The organism is Rhodococcoides kyotonense, from assembly GCF_900188125.1.
Classification (GTDB): Bacteria; Actinomycetota; Actinomycetes; order Mycobacteriales; family Mycobacteriaceae; genus Rhodococcoides; species Rhodococcoides kyotonense.
Map to the genome: position 1 here is coordinate 1 of NZ_FZOW01000002.1, position 14,260 is coordinate 14,260.

At 63.6% G+C, this 14,260-nt stretch carries 13 protein-coding genes and 1 pseudogene; 10 read left to right on the plus strand and 4 right to left on the minus strand.

The genetic code is table 11. From position 1 onward, the window contains the following. The 4 genes from CHB96_RS02845 to CHB96_RS02860 form a co-directional block, all read left to right on the plus strand. Positions 1–1,041, plus strand: a 1,041-nt coding sequence (locus CHB96_RS02845) for an HNH endonuclease signature motif containing protein (protein ID WP_141136430.1), incomplete at its 5' end; no start/stop codon positions are given. Positions 1,042–1,286: 245 nt separating this feature from the next. Further along, positions 1,287–1,901 (plus strand): hypothetical protein, encoded by a 615-nt coding sequence (locus tag CHB96_RS02850; protein ID WP_089243103.1) that lies wholly within the window; start codon positions 1,287–1,289, stop codon positions 1,899–1,901. A gap of 49 nt (positions 1,902–1,950) precedes the next feature. After that, a complete protein-coding gene (locus CHB96_RS02855; protein ID WP_089243104.1) occupies positions 1,951–3,501 on the plus strand; it encodes an alpha/beta hydrolase in 1,551 nt (516 codons plus the stop codon). Between the two features lie 128 nt (positions 3,502–3,629). Further along, positions 3,630–5,516, plus strand: coding sequence for a S9 family peptidase (locus CHB96_RS02860; RefSeq protein WP_089243105.1), 1,887 nt, complete (start codon positions 3,630–3,632; stop codon positions 5,514–5,516). A 152-nt stretch (positions 5,517–5,668) separates the two neighbouring features. On the opposite strand, the gene CHB96_RS02865 is transcribed toward CHB96_RS02860, so the two are convergent. Beyond that, positions 5,669–6,745, minus strand: coding sequence for an ABC transporter ATP-binding protein (locus tag CHB96_RS02865; RefSeq protein WP_089243106.1), 1,077 nt, complete (start codon positions 6,743–6,745; stop codon positions 5,669–5,671). Positions 6,746–6,831: 86 nt separating this feature from the next. Then, the gene (locus tag CHB96_RS02870) at positions 6,832–7,239 is read right to left on the minus strand and encodes a VOC family protein (RefSeq protein WP_089243797.1); all 408 of its coding nucleotides are present in this window, start codon (positions 7,237–7,239) and stop codon (positions 6,832–6,834) included. 231 nt (positions 7,240–7,470) lie between these two features. Between CHB96_RS02870 and CHB96_RS02875 the strand changes: the two genes are divergently transcribed. The 4 genes from CHB96_RS02875 (at position 7,471) to CHB96_RS02890 (ending at position 9,655) form a co-directional block, all read left to right on the plus strand. Further along, entirely contained in the window at positions 7,471–7,887 is a 417-nt protein-coding gene (locus CHB96_RS02875; RefSeq protein WP_089243107.1) for a YciI family protein, read from the plus strand. Continuing rightward, positions 7,880–9,034 (plus strand): RNA polymerase sigma factor, encoded by a 1,155-nt coding sequence (locus tag CHB96_RS02880; protein ID WP_089243108.1) that lies wholly within the window; start codon positions 7,880–7,882, stop codon positions 9,032–9,034. The genes CHB96_RS02875 and CHB96_RS02880 overlap by 8 nt, the downstream gene beginning before the upstream one ends. A 71-nt stretch (positions 9,035–9,105) precedes the next feature. Next, positions 9,106–9,321: a hypervirulence associated TUDOR domain-containing protein gene (locus tag CHB96_RS02885; protein WP_089243109.1), complete on the plus strand. Its 216-nt coding sequence runs from the start codon at positions 9,106–9,108 to the stop codon at positions 9,319–9,321. A gap of 4 nt (positions 9,322–9,325) precedes the next feature. Continuing rightward, positions 9,326–9,655: a DUF3140 domain-containing protein gene (locus tag CHB96_RS02890; protein ID WP_089243110.1), complete on the plus strand. Its 330-nt coding sequence runs from the start codon at positions 9,326–9,328 to the stop codon at positions 9,653–9,655. Here CHB96_RS02890 and CHB96_RS02895 read toward each other — a convergent pair whose 3' ends face one another. Beyond that, positions 9,656–10,837 carry an ROK family transcriptional regulator gene (locus CHB96_RS02895; RefSeq protein WP_371828977.1) on the minus strand — a complete coding sequence of 394 codons (1,182 nt, stop codon included), beginning with the start codon at positions 10,835–10,837 and terminating at the stop codon, positions 9,656–9,658. A 53-nt stretch (positions 10,838–10,890) separates the two neighbouring features. Between CHB96_RS02895 and CHB96_RS02900 the strand changes: the two genes are divergently transcribed. Then, positions 10,891–12,066 (plus strand): MFS transporter, encoded by a 1,176-nt coding sequence (locus CHB96_RS02900; RefSeq protein WP_089243111.1) that lies wholly within the window; start codon positions 10,891–10,893, stop codon positions 12,064–12,066. A gap of 13 nt (positions 12,067–12,079) precedes the next feature. Here CHB96_RS02900 and CHB96_RS02905 read toward each other — a convergent pair whose 3' ends face one another. Then, positions 12,080–12,637, minus strand: a complete 558-nt coding sequence (locus tag CHB96_RS02905; protein WP_089243112.1) for a TetR/AcrR family transcriptional regulator — start codon at positions 12,635–12,637, stop codon at positions 12,080–12,082. Positions 12,638–12,716: 79 nt separating this feature from the next. Between CHB96_RS02905 and CHB96_RS30025 the strand changes: the two are divergent. Next, a pseudogene (locus CHB96_RS30025) lies at positions 12,717–14,117 on the plus strand (FAD-dependent monooxygenase); the annotation flags it as partial. Positions 14,118–14,260 lie beyond the last annotated feature (143 nt).

Consider the following 14,260-nt stretch of genomic DNA (forward strand, 5'->3'; position numbering starts at 1 on the left):
TTCGGTCATCAGGACGAGTGTGGGTTGTCGACGATGAGCGGGGTGGTCGATGCGGAGCTGCGGGCGTACATGGAGGCGGTGTTCTCGAAGTTCGCCAAGCCCGGCAAGTGCAACCCTGCGGACGACAAGCCCGACGTCGACGGACCCGACGACGACCCGGACGAGAACTCCGGGAACGCAGATGGCGGCGGGGCCGACAGCAGTGCCGGCGGGCAGGGCCGGCCGACCCTGTTCGACGACCCGAACCATGCTGCCGACCCGGATGACGACCCAGACGATGACACCGCCGCTACAGCTACCGATGCCGACGGTCCTGGTGCTGCCGATGCCGATCCTGCTGATAAGTCGGAGACATCTACGTCCGAAAAAACTCGGGCCGAGGTCGATGCCGAGCTCCGGGCTGTGCGTGATCTCCGGGGGCAGGGGCGACGTCAGCATGATGCGTTGAAGGTCGTGTTGCGGCAGATGTTGGCGTCGGGGACGCTGGGGCAGCATCGGGGTCTGCCGGTGACGGCGGTGGTGACGATGACGTTGAAGGACCTCGAAGCGGGGACTGGTCATGCGTTCACCGCGACCGGGTCGATGGTGAAGATGCGCGATGCGATCCGCATGGCCTCGCATGCGCATCACTACCTGGTGATCTTCGACAACGACGGGCGGCCCCTGCACCTGGGCCGGTCGAAACGTCTCGCCTCGAAGGATCAGCGGATCGTGTTGATGGCTGCCGATCGTGGGTGCAGTCATCCGGGCTGCAGTCGGCCGGCGACGTGGTCGCAGGTGCATCATGTGAACGAGTGGGCGAAGGGTGGTTGCACCGATATCGAGGATTTGACGTTCGGGTGCGATCAGCATCATCGGTTGGTCGGCCCGGACGATACCGATTGGGCGACAACGAAAGCCGGACCCGATCACCAGTATCCTGGTCGGACGTTGTGGCATGCACCGGCGACGGTCGATCCCAGTCGACGGGGGCGGGTCAATCATTATCACCACCCGGGTGAGTATCTCGACCCGGAACGATCCGGCGCCCCGCCCACCTGACCCGACGGCGGCACCTGAACAGGCACCTGAATAAGACACCGTGAGCGGCACAGAAGCACCACCTGTGCCGCTCACAGTGCTGCCCAGGCATGTGCAGACCTCGAATGCGGTCGACTATATTCGCTGAGCACCAACAGGATTCACGGCATCAGTGACATCTGTCATGCATGATCCGTGACGGTGTAACAGGAAGAGATGCTGGCACGCACTGACATATTTCAGGCATTCCGACGACGCTGGTAGTCGTGAACAAGAAACCGATGAAGCGACTGAGACCGTTCAGGCCGTGGCAGGTGCTGAATCGGTATCTGTACACGCTCGAACAGTCAGCATCGGACGGCACCGAGGTGCTGTACACCGTCGAGGTGGACACCGCGGGCGAGGAGGAAACCGTTCAGCTCTACAAGGATGGATGGCTCGACTCGACGCACGACCTTCCTGCTTCGATTCCCGTGGCGGACGGTCGCATCGAGGTTGCGGTCTCGCTGTACGGCGTCACGCGGGTGCACCTCGTACGCGACGACGGCGTAGAGCGTCGCCTCACTCCAGTCCGAGGCACGTTGGAAGACCGTCGCCGACGCCTCGACCGTCGTCACCCCACACTGAGCAAAGCGATCGGGTGGGTGGCGATCGCGATCCTGGTCGTGAATCTGGTTCTGGCTGTTCCGTTCGCGCTCGAAACCGCAACCGAGATACCGAAGATCGCCGAGCGTTTCGGAACCTTCGTTTCACCGATCCAGCTGCCCGTCTGGGTCAGCACTACATTGCTCGTCGCCGGGGTACTCGCTGCTGTCGAACGAGTACTTACTCTGCGACGCAACAAGATTCTGGATATGGAGACCATCTGGACAGCCCTCTAGAAACCGCATCCCATCGACTGCTTTTCACGAATCGGAGCCGACAAGAAATATGCTGACGTCACGATACAAACCCGCTGCGGGTGTTCTCGCTGCAGTCTCGGCTGTCCTTCTGGCCTCCTGTAGTTCGTCCCCACCGGAGGAAGAACCCTCCGACCAGCTGCACGCGTTCTACGACCAGAACGTCGTCTTCGAGCCATGCGAGGGGTATGGCACGACGACGACGGACAGGGAAACGTTCGCGAGCAATCCGACGTTCGAGTGTGGACGTGTCGACGTACCACTTGATTACGGCGATCCCGACGCGCGAACCGCGCAGATCGCACTTCTCAAGGTGCCGGCGCGCGGGGAACCGAAAGGATCGTTGCTTCTGAACTCCGGTGGTCCGGGTGGACCTGGAATGAGCATGGCCGCAACGGCGGCGACCACCTGGGCGGACAGCCCGCTCACCGAGAACTTCGATCTGATCGGGTTCGACCCTCGCGGCGTCGGCGCGTCGACTCCCGCGATCGATTGCTTCTCCGACGAGGACAACACAGCGGGTGAGAACTACACGACGGTGCTCACCGGTTCGAGAACACTGTCCGAGGACGACGCCCGCGGGCTCGTCGAACAGTGCGCCGAAAGGTCCGGTGGTGAGGACGTTCTCGCCAACGTCGGTACCCGTGACGCGGCGCGAGACATGGACATTCTGCGCGCTGTACTGGGTGACGAGAAACTGAGCTACCTGGGTCAGAGTTACGGAACTCGCCTCGGCGCTGTGTACGGCGAGATGTTCCCGCAGAACGTTCGCGCGATGGTCCTCGACGGCGGCATCGATCCGCTGCAGACGACAGCGGACCGGCGAATCGACCAATTCACGAGCTTCCAAACCGCATTCGACGCTATGGCGGCCGACTGCGCCACCAAGCCGGAGTGCCCTCTCGGCAACGACCCAGGTAAGGCCGTCGAGAATTTTCAGAACCTGACTCGACCGCTCATCGATACCCCGATAGTGACAGCCGACGGACGGCAGATGGGTTTCGACGGCGCGTACGAAGCAGTGGTGTCAGGCCTCTACGACTCGACAGTGTGGCCCGTCATCGCCAGGGGAATCGCAGAACTGCAAGCGGGACAAGCCGATACGTTGTTCTTGATCAGTGACACGTTCGCCGGTCGTGACGTCGACGGTAGTTACCCGAATTTCAACGACGCGCTCTACGCGATCAACTGCAACGATGAACAGCGCAACAGCTCGGAGGAAGAAGTCGAGCTCAAGCGTCGTATCCAAGAGATTGCTCCGTTCACGGATGCAGGTCTGGGGCCGGAAGGAGCGCGGGATCCGTGCGAATTCTGGCCTACGGAACCGACTCTGGGGACGCCGTACGCCACCGACATCGAGGGGCTTCCCGACACGCTGACCATCTCGATCACCGGCGACCCGTCCACACCATACGACGGCGGCGTCAGTCTGGCCGACACACTAAGCGGCTCACTGCTGACGGTGGACGGGGAGCAGCACACCATCGCCTACTCCGCGACCAGTGATTGTGTCAACGATGTCGTGAACAGCTACCTGGTCGACCTCGAATCTCCGCCCGAGGGAGCGCGCTGCGCGCTGTAGCTGCCATGAGATAAGTCATGGCCCGACGATGACGGTGTAACCGGATCCGATGAACGTGCGCACTGTCATCATTCGGCGCCGACGACGACACTGGAAGTCAGCACTTCGAACTACCCGAAAGGACGAACATGACTGCACCTCAACTGATCTCGCTCGAAGAGTTCTTCGATTCACCCGAGCGCACTGGAGCGTCGATCTCGCCGGACGGCAACAGGATTGCCTTTCTCGCTCCGTGGAAGAACCGGCTCAACGTGTGGGTCGAGGACAATGCTCCCGGCGCCGAAGCTCGTTGCGTGACAGCCGACGAAACGAGAAGTGTTCACGAGTATCTCTGGACGGATGATCCGAGGTGGCTTCTGTACCTGCAGGATTCGGGCGGAGACGAGAATCATCATGTCTTTCGTGTCGATCTCGACGACTCCGATGCCGATGCCGTCGACCTGACACCGTTTCCCGGGGCTCGGGTGTACGGACTGCAGCGGGCACGCGGCAAGAAGGGCGTGTTCACGCTACTGCTCAACGCGCGGAACATCGCGGAGTTCGATCTCTACGAACTCGACATCGCGACAGGCGAACTCACGGTGATCGGTGAGAGTCCGGGGCTCGGGAAGACCTGGACCGCGGGCGTCGGCGGCGACCTGATTCTGTTCGAGGTCACCGATGAAGGCGGCATGAAAATCTCGCGGCGGAAGAAGGATTCCGACGTCGTGCAGCATGTGACGACGTTCGACGGATCCGACTACCCGATGGGAGTGACTCCGACGGAGATCAGCGCCGACGGCACGGGTCTGTACGTCGGGTCGACGACCGACAGCGACCTGACGCGGCTGGCTCGGGTCGACCTGGATACCGGCGAGGAGACCGTCGTCGACAGTCATCCGACGCTGGAATTGGATGCGTCGCGGCGTGCGGTCGAGCAGGGCGACTCACCGCTGATCTTCAGCAAGAAGACAGGCGAGCTGATCGGTGCGCGCTACCTCGGGGAACGCCAGGTCATACATACTTTCGATGCTGACTTCGCAGACGTGCTGAAAAATCTGAATACATTGTCCGACGGCGATATCGGCGTCCTGTCCTCCGACGAAAGTGGGCAGAAATGGATCGTGACTTTCACCCACGACCGTGACCCCGGGGTCACGTACTACTACGACCATTCGACGGCCGAGAGCCGATTGCTGTTCCGCCCGTACCCGCATCTGGACCCGAACGATCTGGCGCCGATGACCCCGGTGACGATCCCGGCGCGTGACGGCCTGGAGCTGCCGTCGTACCTGACGCTGCCCGTCGGCATCGAACCCGCAGGATTGCCGATGGTACTGCTGGTGCACGGTGGTCCGTGGTACCGCGATTCCTGGAAGTACGTCCCCTTCGTGCAGTTCTTGGCGAACAGGGGATATGCGGTGCTACAGGTGAACTTTCGTGGATCCACCGGGTACGGCAAGGCGCACACCAAGGCCGCGATCGGTGAGTTCGCAGGAAAGATGCACGACGACCTGATAGACGGCGTCGAATGGGCTGTCGCACAAGGTTATGCGGATCGCGAACGCGTCGCGATCATGGGTGGATCGTACGGTGGCTACGCTGCGCTCGTCGGTGCTGCGTTCACCCCCGATGTGTTCGCGGCAGCTGTGGACTACGTCGGGATCTCCGATCTCGCGAACTTCATGCATACGCAGCCGCCGTTCGTCCGTGCAGGCATCGTCAACAACTGGTACCGGTACGTCGGCGACCCCGCGGATCCTGAGCAGGAAGCCGACATGCTCGCCCGATCGCCGATCACGCGGCTCGACGACATCACCAAGCCCCTGCTGATCGCACAGGGCGCCAACGATGCGCGCGTCGTGAAAGCAGAGTCGGACAACGTCGTCGAGAAGCTACGTGCGCGAGGCGTCGACATCGACTACCTCGTGTACGACGACGAGGGTCACGGCTTCGTCAACCCGGAGAACAACATCTCCTTCTACCGAGCGGTGGAGAAGTTCCTCGCCGAGCATCTCGGAGGCCAGAAGGTCTGACAAATGGGAGCGAATGGCGCCTTCGGTCACTCAGAGTGACCGAAGGCGCCATTCGCTCGTCGGAACACCACCCCACCCACCGCTTGGATGTCACATCCATACGATCAGATAGCTACGAAGGTCCATCGAAGCAAAACGGCTCCGCACCGACGCTAGCTCAGCCGAACCCCGTCACCCGACCCGTCGAAGACGTGTGCGTGCGCCTCGTCGAACCGGATGTGCACGACCTGCCCCTTCTCCGGCGGGTCACGCCAGTCTGCGCGGGCGACGATGGTCTGCGTCGACCCGTTGATGTCGGCACGACCGAAGACGAAGGCCTCCGACCCGAGTTCTTCGACGACGTCGATCTCGAGCTTCAGGCCGGACCCGGAAATCTCGACGTGCTCCGGTCGGACTCCGACCACGACCTCCGAGCCGGACGATTCCGCCAACGCCGTACGGGATACCGGAATCACTTGGTCGCCGACGCGGACTCCGCCGTCGACGATGGGAACACGGAACAGGTTCATCGACGGCGAACCCATGAAGCCGGCGACGAAGACGTTGACGGGCGTTCGGTACAGCTCACGCGGCGACGCGCACTGCTGCAGAACGCCTCCCTTGAGCACGGCGACGCGATCGCCCATCGTCATGGCCTCGACCTGATCGTGCGTCACGTAGACGGTGGTGGTGCCGAGCCTGCGCTGCAACTGGGCGATCTGGGTGCGAGTCTGGACGCGGAGTTTCGCGTCGAGATTGGACAGCGGTTCGTCCATCAGGAACACCTGAGGCTGGCGAACGATGGCTCGTCCCATGGCAACTCGCTGACGCTGACCGCCGGACAGCGCCTTCGGTTTGCGGTCGAGGTACTGCTCCAGATCGAGCAGTTTCGCGGCTTCGAGTACCCGAGTGCGAATCTCGTCCTTGCTCGCCTTGGCGAGTTTGAGTGCGAAGCCCATGTTCTCGGCGACGCTCATGTGTGGGTACAGCGCGTAGTTCTGGAACACCATCGCGATGTCCCGGTCCTTCGGCTCGGAGTGAGTGACGTCGTTGCCGCCGATGAGGATTCGGCCGCTGTTCACCTCTTCGAGCCCGGCGAGCATGCGGAGCGAGGTGGACTTACCGCAGCCCGACGGGCCGACGAGGACGAGGAATTCGCCGTCGGCGATCTCGAGGTCCAAGCCGTCCACCGCGGGGGCGTCGGATCCTGGAAACAGCCGTGTAGCGCGGTCGAACGTGATCGAAGCCATGGAGAAATAGATCCCTTCACCGGCAGGAACGTGCCGGACGATCCGAGTGACGGGGTGTCGATGAAGGAACCTACCTCGAGCAAAAGCTATCCGGAGATGTTCACCAACCAGTTGATTCCGAACTTGTCGGTGAGCATGCCGAACGTGTCGCCCCACGGTGCCTTGTTCAGGCCCATCGTGTTCTGTGCACCGACCGCGAGCTTGTCCCAATAGCCGGTCAGCTCCTCGGTGTCCTCGCCGCTCAGCGACACCGAGACGTTGTTGCCGACATCGAACGGCATGCTCGCGGGCGTGTCCGCGCCCATCAGCGTCAGCCCGTTCGGGGTCTCGAGCTGGCTGTGCATGATCTGGTCCTTTTCGGCGGGGTCGTCGCTCGCCCCGAACTCGGCGAACGTGCTCGCATTCAACTCACCGCCGAACACGCTCTGATAGAACTCCATGGCCGAACGCGCGTCGCCGCGGAAGCTGAGGTACGGATTGAGTCGAGTTGTCATCGTCATCTCCACCTTCGAATCGGGTCGGTATTCGCTGTATCGACAGGCACCGAGACCGAAAATCATCGCCGACGCCCGGAGCATGAATGCTCCTCGATCGTATGAAAACCTCGCCCGTCACAGGCGTCGAAAAGAAAATCTTCTGAAACCATGTCGATAACGGTTCGGTGGCTCCGTCCCAGGGGTGGTTGCAGCCGACACGGGTTGTACGAGATCGCAAGGAGACAAGTCATGGCGAAGTACCTGTTCCTGAAGCACTACCGCGGCGCTCCCGAGGCAGTCAACGACGTTCCGATGGACCAGTGGGCGCCTCAGGAAGTCGACGCGCACATGCAGTACATGGAGGATTTCGCCGAGCGACTTCGAGTGAGCGGTGAGTTCGTCGCCAGTACCGCGCTGTCCTCCGAGGGCGCATGGGTCCGCTACGACGGCGAAGGCAAGCCGCCCGTCACCGACGGACCGTTCGCCGAAACGAAGGACTTGATCGCCGGGTTCATGATCATCGACGTCGACACCTACGACCGCGCGCTCGAACTGGCAGCCGAACTTTCGGCCGCCCCGGGTGCGCATGGTAAGCCGATCCACGAGTGGCTCGAGGTCCGCCCGCTGATGGGTCAGGCTCCGACCGTCACCGAGTGGCATGGATGAGCTTCTGCTTCGGGAGCTCACTCCCGCGGTGATCGGTGTCCTCGTCCGTCGCGGGCTGGATTTCGCGACGGCCGAGGACGCCATGCAGGAGGCACTGCTGCAGGCGACACAGAGCTGGCCCGACGGAATTCCCGCTGACCCGAAGGGATGGCTCGTCACCGTCGCGTGGCGGAAATTCCTCGACGCGCATCGGTCCGAAGTCGCGAGGCGCGAGCGGGAGGTACGCGTCGACGCCGAGCCGATGCCGGGGCCCGCCGAGACCGTCGACGACACGCTGCACCTGTTCTTCCTGTGTGCACACCCGTCGCTGAGTCCGACGTCGGCGGTCGCGCTGACGCTGCGAGCCGTCGGCGGCCTGACGACCGAGCAGATCGCCGCGGCGTACCTGGTGCCCAAGTCGACGATGGCTCAGAGAATCAGTCGGGCGAAGAAAACCGTCACCGACGTCCGTTTCGACGAACCCGGCGATCCCACGACGGTTCGACGGGTGCTGTATTTGATCTTCAACGAGGGGTACAGCGGCGACGTCGACCTGGCGTCGGAGTCGATCCGGTTGACGCGACAACTGAACGACATGTCCGACGACCCGGAGACCGAGGGGCTGCTCGCGTTGATGTTGCTGCATCATGCCCGACGCCCTGCCCGCGCCCGCGCCGACGGAACGCTTGTTCCGCTCGCCGAACAGGACCGTTCCCTCTGGAACACGGCGATGATCGCCGACGGCGTCGACATCCTGCAGCGAGCACTTCGGAAAGACCGTCTCGGCGAGTTCCAGGCTCAGGCGGCAATCGCGGCGCTCCACGCCGACGCGCAGCGTGCCGAGGAGACGGATTGGGTGCAGATCGTCGAGTGGTACGACGAGCTGTCGCGTGTCACGGAAAGCCCTGTCGTGCAGCTCAATCGAGCCGTTGCGATCGGCGAGGCCTACGGGGCAGCAGCAGGTCTCGCCGCTCTTGGCGCCGTCGCCCCTGCAGTTCCGCGTCACGCAGCGGCCGAGGCGTACCTGCACGAAAAGGCGGGGGATCTCGCGTCGGCCGCGCGGTTGTACACCGACGCGGCCAGGGAAGCGTCGAACCTCGCCGAGCGTCGTCACCTGGCGTTGCAGGCGGCCCGGCTCGGCGAGGCGGTGCGAAATCTGCCCACCTGATGTGCGGTTCGCAGGCCCGAAACCGCACAACAGATGGGTAGATTTGCCTGCCGCCGGGTAGGCCGGACTCCATGAGCAAAGACGATCTCCACAAAGGCGACAAGGTCGAATGGAAGAGCCACGGCAGCACCGCGGAGGGTGAGGTGAAGGAGAAGATCACCTCCGAGACCGAAGCCGCAGGCCGTACGGTGAAAGCGTCGAAGGACGAGCCGCAGTACCGCGTCGAGAGCGAGAAGTCCGGCAACGACGCTGTACACAAGCCGTCCGCGTTGAAGAAGAAGTCCTAGGATCATGGCCGACGACAACGAGGACACGTACCGGGATTTCAAGGACGCGGTCAACATGACTGCGAGTGAGATCGAGAAGTTCCTGAAGACCGACGAATCGAAGGAAGTCGGGCAGAAGAACGGCGGCGGTGAGTCGACGGGGCACGAGAGCGGCCGACGCATCGTCGATATTCTGCACACGAAGAAAGCGGATCTGTCCGACGACGATTACCAGCACATGCGCAAGGTCGTCGGATACGTCCACCGGCATTCGGCGCAGAAGCCGAAGGGCGACGTCACCGATACGCCGTGGCGGTATTCGCTGATGAACTGGGGCCACGACCCGGACAAATAGTTACTGCCGCGCCCACTCCGCGAGCGACGATTCCGACGTGATGTGATCGATTCCGATGGCGATCGCGCCGTGAAGTGGGCCGTCGTCGCCGTGCACACCGTCAAGAACAGGCGGTGCGGAATTCTTTCGAAAAGCCATGAGCCCCTGTAGGTATGCCGCCTCGAAGCTGGTCGACGCGGCCGCCCGCAGTGACGGCGCGAGCCCGCCGAGTGTGACTACGTCGGGATCGTGCAGGTTGACGAGGCCTGCGATTCCGCGCCCGATCGAGGTGGCGACCGCGTCGAACGCGTCGCGAATTCGCTTGTCCGGCACAGTGTTCGCCAGCACGTTCCGTGCGTACGTAATAGGATCGACCGGTGGGTCCTCCCCGAGGTGAGTCGCGATCGCGCGGCCGTCGAGCGTCAGATCCCAACATCCCCGAGCGCCGCAGGGGCACAACCGTGTTGGGTCGCCGAACGGTATGTGGCCGTACTCTCCCGCGGCGCCGTGCGCACCCATCGCAGGATGGCCGTCGACGACGAGAGTGCCACCCAGCCCGACGCCGATCATCAAGTGCAACGCGGTGCCTGCTCCGTGCGCGGCGCCTGTTCTGGCCTCGGCCAAACCGGCGAGGGTCGCGTCGTTGCCGATCAGCAACGGTATGTCGAGGTGCCGGGGGAGATCGGCGGTGAGCGGGCTCAGGTCGACGTCGGACCACCCGCGCGGCGTGAACTGAACCAGCCGGTCATCGCTGACGGTTCCGGCGACCGAGACCGACACCGCGCGAATTCGACCCGGTTCACGGTCGTGAGCCTCGCGTATCGCCGACGCGACCTCGTCGACCAGTTGTGCGGGGTCCGGCGATTCCAGCGGAGTGCGAGTGATGAATTCGGGTTGTCCGCCGATGTCGGCGATGGCCAAGCGCCAGTCCTTCGGACGCAGGTCCGCGGCAATCACGAGCGGTCCGCGGGCGTGAGGTTGCAGCACGGTCGTCGGACGGCCTCGGCCTCTGCTGGGGGCGGGGATCTCGTCGAGCAGTTCGTGGGCCTTGAGACGGGCGACGAGGTCGGTGGCTCCGCCGCTGCTGATACCGAGTCGCTGCGCTGCGGTGGCGCGAGTGATGCCCGGTTCGGCGCGTACGAGGCCGACGAGCTGCGCAGCTCCGTACCAGCGTGCGGCGGTGTTGTCCTGTGGTCGCGTCATCGCGGTCATCATCCCACTTGAATAAACTCGACAGCTGAGTATATTCGTCATGCATGACGACGACCACCACGGTTCCTCGAACCGTTCGGGCCAATCTGCCCGGCCTCATCTCCCTCGCGCTCGCGTCGTGCCTGGCTGTCACTACGGAAATGCTCCCGGTCGGCTTGCTTCCGTCGATCGGATCCGGGTTCGGCGTCGCCGAGTCGACGGCCGGTCTCCTCGTGAGTCTCTACGCCGGCATGGTTGCGCTTCTGGCCGTGCCGCTGACGATCGTCACGCGCAGGCTCGCGCGAAAGCCGTTGCTGCTGGCGACGATCGTGGGATATGTCGTCTCCAATGCGGTGGTGGCTCTCGCACCCACGTTCGCGGTGGTTGTGTGCGGTCGTGCCGTCGGCGGCGCCGCGCACGCACTGTTCTTCTCGCTGTGCATCGGCTATGCGCCTCGCCTCGTCGACAGGGGGCAGGTCGGCAAAGCGCTGGCGCTCGCGACGGGCGGAGCCTCGGTCGGATTCGTGCTCGGGGTCCCGGTGTCGACGTCGTTGGGTACTGCGCTCGGCTGGCGATCTGCATTCGGAATTCTCGCGGTGGCGTCGGCGATCACGCTGGTGTTGGTGGCAAGATTTCTGCCGTCGGTGTCGTCCGAGACTCCGGAACGCCCCGAGGGGGTGGGTGCAGGCCGACGTCAATTGACCGCGGTCGTGTCGTCCAATGCCGTGACCTACATCGGCCAGTACATTCTCTACACCTACATCAGTCTGCTGTTTCTCGCTGCAGGAGTGAGTGATTCGTCGATCGGACCGCTGCTCTTGATCTGCGGCGCCTGTGGTCTGGCGGGATTGTGGTTCGCCGGTCAGATGCTCGATCGCAATCCTCGTCGAACGACGATCGTGATTCTGTCCGTCGTACTCGTCGGAGTGCTTGCCGTCGGATCGGCGCACCCGTCGCTGATCGCCGTCGTCATCGCGGCAGCACTGTGGAACGGGGCTTTCGGCGGCGTGCCGTCGATCTACCAGTCCGCGGCGGTCCGTACCCACGCGACGTCGCCGGAAATGGCAGGCGCGTGGGTGAATGCGACGTCGAACATCGGTATTGCAGGCGGTGCCGCGATCGGTGCGGCTCTGCTTCCGGCAGTGGGTGTTTCGAACCTGGCATGGGTTGCGGCGGCCGTCATCGCCTGTGGGTTGGGCATCGCAGCCTGGTCCCGACGCGCATTCCCGGCGCAGGTGTGATGTGTCGCGAGATCTAGCCGGTCAGGTACCGGGTGAGCGTCGGTCCGACCCAGTCGACGATGTCGTCGTGGCTCATCGTCACCAACGGCGGGACGCGAAGAACGTAGCGGGAGAACGCAAGTCCGAGGATCTGTGATCCGACGAGCGCCGCACGTTCTGCGTGCCGATCGGGGGTGATGGTGCTCAGCGCGGGAGCTACCTGAGAAGCGAACACCTCCAACATCGCCTGTGCTGCAACGGGACTCGTCGCTGCGGCGCGTAGCAACGCAAGGAACGTGCCGTCGGCTTCCCAGATGTCGAAGAACCTGGGCATCAGCACCGACGCCAGGTCCCGAGCGGCGATGCCGTGCAGGTCCGGCAGGTGCAACTCGAAGCTCGCGGCTTCCGCGAACAGTGCGTCCTTGGTCTTGAAGTACCGGACGACCATCGCTGCGTCGACGCCGACGTCGCCTGCCACGGCGCGCATCGTGGTGCGCTCGTATCCGTCGTTTCCGAAGCGGGTACGAGCGGCGTCGAGGATCGCTGCACGGGTCGCGGTCGCGGATCTGGGTCTTGCCACGCCGTCGATCATAGTCAACAAGTGTTGACCTTCGCATCGTCGAGGCATACCGTTTTAGTCAACAACTGTTGACTGCAATGTGGAGGTCGTCATGGACACCGTGGACGTAGTGGTCGTCGGAGCCGGACCCGCCGGATGCATGATCGCGGGCGAGCTGGCGTCGTTCGGAAAGTCTGTCGTCGTACTCGAGAAACACGAGGCGATGTCGCCGCTCAGTCGGGCGTTCGGTGTGCACGCACGAACGCTCGAAGTGCTGGACACTCGCGGACTGGCTCAGGATCTGTTGAAGACCGGCGCGCGGGTCGACGCGCTGAAACTGTGGGACGACACGTACCTCGACATGAGCGTTCTGCCGTCACCGTTCCCGTTCCTGCTGTCGACGCCGCAGACCAACGTGGATTCGTTGCTCGAGACGCACGCGACATACGTCGGCGCCGACGTGCGCAGGGGCGTGACCGTTACCGCCATCGAGCAGGACGAATCGTTCGTCACCGTCACGGCCGTAGAGTGCGACGGGACGCCGGTGTCCTGGCGCGCGTCGTACGTCGTCGGTGCCGACGGAGTGCGGAGCATCGTGCGAGAGAAGACGGGCCAGCAGTTCCACGGCCGGGCACTGCTGAGGTCGATCATGCTGGCCGACGTGAAACTGACCGACCCGCCTGTCGGACTCGTCAATGTCGACGCAGGCAAGGACTGTTTCGCGTTCGTCGCACCGTTCGGTGGCGACTGGTATCGCGTCGTCGCGTGGGATCGGAACGACGAGTCCGAGGACGAGGATCCGATCGACGAAGAAGTGCTGCGTAGCGTGTTGGTCCGTGCGATGGGCACCGACTACGGATGGCAGGAAGTACGGTGGACGTCCCGATTCCGTTGTGAAGAAAGGCAAGTGAACCAGTATCGAACCGGACGGGTCTTCCTCGTCGGAGATGCGGCGCACGTGCACTCACCCGCGGGCGGGCAGGGAATGAACACTGGAATTCAGGACTCGCTCAACCTCGGATGGAAATTGGCTGCCGTGATCGACGGGGCCGACGACACGGTGCTCGACACGTATCACGTGGAGCGATACCCGGTCGGTAAGAGGGTGATTCGGATGTCGGGTGGGACGATGCGGATGCTGTTGGTGCAGTCGTCGATTGCGAAGAGGATGCGCAATACCGTCGTCGACACCGTGCTGCGCAGACCGCGCCTCGCGTCGAAGATCGCGGTGATGTTCTCCGGCGTCGGTATCGCCTACGGTCATCGCCGTGGTGAGCATCGCCTCGTCGGAACCCGGGCGCCGGACGTCCCGACGGCGACCGGCCGTCTGTTCGAAGATCTTCGACGCCCCGGTTTCGTGCTCGTCCTCGAAAAGGATTCAGGAGCAGCCGGTTTCGCCGGCCACGTGACCTACCGACGGGACGACGGCCCAGCGATGCTCGTGCGTCCCGACGGGTACGTCGCGTGGGCGGGTGCCAGTGCGTCGGGAGACTGGCAATCCGTACTGGCGCGCTGGACGGGTCAGTCGTCGTCCTCGGCGAGTTCGGGCGCCAGTTCACGCGTGGCCATGCCGCCGTCCTTGCCTTCGTCGGTCGGCCCGGGCCGCCCGCCCTTCGGCTCGTCGTCGGAATGATTCTCGGGTTCTTTCGCAGTCAT